The sequence below is a fragment of the Dissulfurispira sp. genome (assembly GCF_036745535.1).
In the GTDB taxonomy this organism is placed as follows: Bacteria; Nitrospirota; Thermodesulfovibrionia; order Thermodesulfovibrionales; family Dissulfurispiraceae; genus Dissulfurispira.
In genome coordinates this window covers 1-4,514 of the sequence record NZ_DAIOFX010000110.1, presented here as the reverse complement: position 1 = coordinate 4,514, position 4,514 = coordinate 1, and the positions used below count along the sequence as shown (strand labels likewise).

Sequence of the window (4,514 nt, the reverse complement as noted above, 5' to 3'; positions counted from 1 at the left end):
CACAGGCTTCACTGTCCTTTTCACAATATCCGTTGTATTCGTGACCTTCAGCTTTTCAAACAGCAATGCAAACTTTGCCTCAAGCTCTTTCATTATCGGCTCTTTTACGCTTGCTGGCAAATCCCACCACTTTTTCTTCATCGGACCGAAGCCCTTCTTCCTCACGCTGTAGAAGAACTGCTCGTCTGTCTGCCCTTCCTTCCTCTCCTTTGCGCACTCCTGTTTCAGATACTCATAAATCTCTGCCTTAAAATCTGCAGGGAGATGTTTGCTGTCATAGATGATGTTCTGGAATCCTGTCGCAAGATGAACCTCCGAAGTCCCTGTCTCAGGAAACATATTGAATGCCTCTTCAGGAAGTGTTGATGCCCCATGTTGAACACAGCCCGAAAGCCCGTACTCTTTTCTCGCGAGGTCTGATAGTTGCCTTAATGTCTCGAAGTCTATCTTTACCTTTGCAAGACTCCCGTCGGGAAGGACGACTCCGCCATGGCTCGTTCCTGTCTGGACACTGAGTTTGCTCAGGCCTTTTATGCCTTTAAAGGTCTCTTTGAATCCGTCGAGATACGCCCTTAATTCATCCGGGTTGCTGTTCTTTCCGCCTATCTCGCCGATTTCACCGCCTATTGAAATATCGACTCCTGATGGCTGTAATTGCCTGACATGCTCTGATAGCTCCGCGGTCTTTTCGAAATTAGGCCTCTGCTGCTCCTTTGTTGTTGGCCTGTCTAAGTCAACGATCGTGGATGTGTCAATGTCTATGTTATAGAATTCAGCTTCGATGGCCTCTTTGATCAGCCCTTTGACATAATCGGTCTCTGGCTCCGGGCCGCTCAGGTAATTCTTCCTTACGAGCTGAAAATGGTCTCCCTGTATAAACACAGGACCTTCAAAGCCTTCCCTTACCGCTGCGGCAAGGACGACTGTTGCATATTCTATGGGCCTCTGCTTTGTGTATCCTATCTCTGACCTTGCGATTTCAAAGATAAATGCCCCGACCTTCATATCCAATGCCTTTCTGAATACTGCCCTTGCAGTATCATATGTGAGTCCCCTGATGTTCATGGCAGGCACTGTGAACCCCGGATAACTCCTTCCCATCTCTTCATAGAGCCCCTGAATGGATGCAGGCACAGCACCGCATGCCTTTGCGACTTCCTTAACAAGTACGAATTTTGCCTTTCTTTTTTCGTCGTCCGATTCAAAAACCGCATCATAAATAAGGCTGTCCATGAGGTTTCTAACAGCGTTTTTGTCTTTTACATAAACGGAACCGTCTTTGATCTCGATGATATTTTTCAGCCCTTGTATAGACATAAGACCCTCCTCGGAAATTTTTGAATAATTATACCAAATCTCGTATTATTTGACATTAAGGTTGACAAAAATCAATAATTAAAACATGACCCGAAGATATAATGCATTCGGCCCATATCTGAAAAAGCGGTTCGGTACGGTAGTCTACAAGGTGAATGTGGATGCAGGCTTCACCTGTCCAAACAGGGACGGTACACTCGGAGTGACAGGCTGCATATACTGCAACAACGACAGCTTCAGGCCTTTCAGATGCAAGCCCGAGCTTTCCATCAAAGAGCAGATAAGAAACGGGATAGGGTATCTTTCGGGAAGATATAAGGCCGGAAAATTCCTCGTGTATTTTCAGCCTTACACAAACACATATGCATCGGTATCGGAGTTGGAGCTGCTTTACAGCGAGGCATTATCTGCGCCCTCAGTAATAGGCCTTGCCATAGGCACGAGGCCTGACTGCGTGGACGAAGAAAAGATCGAATTGCTCGAAACCCTCGCAAGGGACTATTTCATCCTTGTAGAATATGGATTGCAATCCATATACGACAAATCCCTCAGCTACATCCTCAGGGGGCATGATTATCAAGCATTCCTTGATGCCGTGAATATGACTAAAGACCGCGGCATCCATATCGGCGCCCATATCATCGCTGGATTTCCGACAGAGACGGCCGATGAGATGCTCGCAATGGCTGATGAGATTTCGGGCCTTCCCGTGGAATTCCTGAAGATACACCAATTGCAGATTGTCAAAGATACAGTTCTTGCAGAGCAATACATGAAAGAGACTTTTCATACATTTGAATACGAGGAGTATCTCGATTTCCTCGTGGATTTTATCGAGCGTCTTTCGCCCGATATAGTTCTCCAGAGGCTCTTCGCAACCGCCCCTAATGAGATCCTCATAGCGCCCCAATGGGGAAGGACAAGGCAACAAATCATCCATGACATAACGGAGAGGTTTATAAAAAGAGATGCTGTCCAGGGTTCTAAGTGCGTGTGTTTACGGCATTGATGCACATTTAGTCGAGGTCGAAGTAGACATTACATCCAAAGGTCTTCCCCACTTCTCGATGGTCGGCCTTCCAGATGCTGCTGTCAAGGAGAGCAGGGACAGGATAAAGGCTGCCCTGAAAAACATAGGCTTCAATTTCCCCTTAAAACAGATTACTGTCAATCTTGCACCTGCTGATTTGAAAAAGGAGGGGTCGTCCTTTGACCTTCCAATTGCAGTAGGAATAATAGCAGCAGAGGAAGTGATACCGACAAATCCCCTCAATAATTATATCCTTGTAGGAGAGCTTTCCCTCGACGGAAAGATAAAACCCATAAGGGGGGTGTTGCCCGTAGCAATCGAGGCAAAACGGCTCGGACTGAAAGGCGTTATCCTTCCAAAGGAGAACGCAGCAGAGGCAGCAGTGGTAAGCGGAATAGAAATATTCGGCATGGATGGGCTTCCAGAGGTTATCGAGTTTTTGGGAGGAATATCAAAGAGGGAGCCATTCGTCATTGACCTAAATACTGCGATGACAGAGAGTTCCTTATACGAAGATGATTTCTCCGATGTCAAGGGGCAGGAGCATGCAAAAAGGGCCTTGGAGGTTGCAGCAGCAGGCTCGCACAATATACTGATGATAGGCCCTCCAGGAAGCGGCAAGACAATGCTTGCAAAACGAATACCCTCCATCCTTCCTCCAATGACATTCGATGAGGCCCTCGAAACAACAAAGATCCACAGCGTTTCAGGGCTTTTGAAAAACGGCCAGTCCCTTCTTGCAACGAGGCCTTTCAGAACGCCACATCATACAGTCTCTGATATTGCACTTGTAGGCGGCGGACAAACACCCCGTCCTGGCGAGGTATCCCTCGCACATCACGGAATTTTATTTCTGGATGAACTTCCGGAGTTCAAAAGAAATGTTTTAGAGGTACTAAGACAGCCTCTTGAAAACGGTTTCGTTACAGTATCGAGGGCTCTGGCCAGCGTAACATATCCTGCGCAATTCGTTCTCGTTGCGGCAATGAACCCATGCCCCTGCGGATATTTTGGAGACCCGAGGCATCAATGCACATGCACCCCGAGGATGATAAGCAGGTACAGATCAAGGGTTTCAGGGCCTTTGCTTGACCGCATCGACATTCACATAGACGTCCCTGCTGTGCCTTATAAAGAACTCTCTAACGACTATGCCGGGGAAAGATCAGAGGTCATAAGACATCGGGTCACAGAGGCAAGGGAAAGGCAGTTGAAAAGGTTTAAAGACGATAAGATATTTGCCAATGGACAGATGAAGACGCGTCATATCAAGAAATACTGCAGGCTTACAGAGGACGCTCACAGCCTTCTTGATGCAGCCATGCAGAGGCTTGCCTTAAGTGCCCGCGCTTATTCGAGGATATTGAAGGTATCAAGGACAATTGCTGATCTGGATGGCTCTGATGACATCCACAGCCACCATGTCTCGGAGGCAATACAGTACAGGACGCTGGACAGAGGACAGGTTTAAATCTCATCACAGTATTTACTCAGACAAAAATTCTATGAATCTGCTGCCTGTCTTATCAGGGACAGGCTGTTTCGTTAATTCAAACCTCTCCTCGTACAACTTTATCTCCTCTTCTATATTCCGTTTTGTCTCCACGAGAAGGAGCCTCAGGTATCCGTCATCTTGAGGACTGATGCCCCTAAGACGTTCCTTCAGTGTAAGGAAATAACAGTAATGAAACAGGTCTTCGCCGGCCTGGTAGCACCTGATGTCAATGGCCTCTTTGGCCTTTCTCAGAAAGAATAGCTTTTCCGAAGGTGTAAATTCCCCGGTGAATTTTTCCTTGAGTTCTTTTCTTAATGACAAATTATCAGACATGGTGTCTTCTTCATTTCCTACCCACAGGCATTATGCACAGGGGATGTTCTTCATCAGGCATGTTCATGACCTTTCTTACTGCCTCGTCCCAGAAGGCTCCCATGACAACTGTTTCGAGATTTAAGGATTGTGCCTGTAAATAGATATTCTGCGCTGCATGGCCAGCTTCCATGTGAACATATCTGTTGCCCCTTTCTCCATACTTTTTTGTTGTCCGTTCATAAACAGCAGACAGTACAATAACAGCAGCGCCCTTTCTAATCCAGTACTGGCCTAAGGCAGCAAGGGTCAACTCGTTTTTCACATCTCCATGTTTAACCTTCACAAGTTCATGCTTAT

Annotated in this window: 5 protein-coding genes; 2 read left to right on the top strand and 3 right to left on the bottom strand. The window is 46.7% G+C overall.

Annotated features, from left to right (window positions below; all coding sequences use genetic code 11):
* Nucleotides 1–1,317 (bottom strand): class II fructose-bisphosphate aldolase (locus V7L97_RS11495; RefSeq protein WP_333656107.1); only part of this gene is annotated, 1,317 nt, incomplete at its 3' end.
* Between the two features lie 85 nt (nt 1,318–1,402).
* Between V7L97_RS11495 and V7L97_RS11490 the strand changes: the two genes are divergently transcribed.
* Together V7L97_RS11490 and V7L97_RS11485 are read left to right on the top strand one after the other, a co-directional pair.
* Complete coding sequence (locus V7L97_RS11490; RefSeq protein WP_333656105.1) at nt 1,403–2,326, top strand: TIGR01212 family radical SAM protein; 924 nt, start codon at nt 1,403–1,405, stop codon at nt 2,324–2,326.
* Nucleotides 2,286–3,818, top strand: a complete 1,533-nt coding sequence (locus tag V7L97_RS11485; RefSeq protein WP_333656104.1) for a YifB family Mg chelatase-like AAA ATPase — start codon at nt 2,286–2,288, stop codon at nt 3,816–3,818. Before V7L97_RS11490 ends, V7L97_RS11485 begins: the two co-directional genes overlap by 41 nt.
* A gap of 15 nt (nt 3,819–3,833) precedes the next feature.
* On the opposite strand, the gene V7L97_RS11480 is transcribed toward V7L97_RS11485, so the two are convergent.
* Nucleotides 3,834–4,175: a hypothetical protein gene (locus V7L97_RS11480; protein WP_333656103.1), complete on the bottom strand. Its 342-nt coding sequence runs from the start codon at nt 4,173–4,175 to the stop codon at nt 3,834–3,836.
* Nucleotides 4,176–4,185: 10 nt separating this feature from the next.
* Nucleotides 4,186–4,514, bottom strand: a 329-nt coding sequence (locus V7L97_RS11475; RefSeq protein WP_333656102.1) for a SagB/ThcOx family dehydrogenase, incomplete at its 5' end; no start/stop codon positions are given.

Bases quoted from the DNA above. Each gene is read 5' to 3' on its own strand.
- V7L97_RS11490 (WP_333656105.1), top strand. From the start codon at position 1,403: ATGACCCGAAGATATAATGCATTCGGCCCATATCTGAAAAAGCGGTTC.
- V7L97_RS11485 (WP_333656104.1), top strand. From the start codon at position 2,286: ATGCTGTCCAGGGTTCTAAGTGCGTGTGTTTACGGCATTGATGCACAT.
- V7L97_RS11480 (WP_333656103.1), bottom strand. From the start codon at position 4,175: ATGTCTGATAATTTGTCATTAAGAAAAGAACTCAAGGAAAAATTCACC.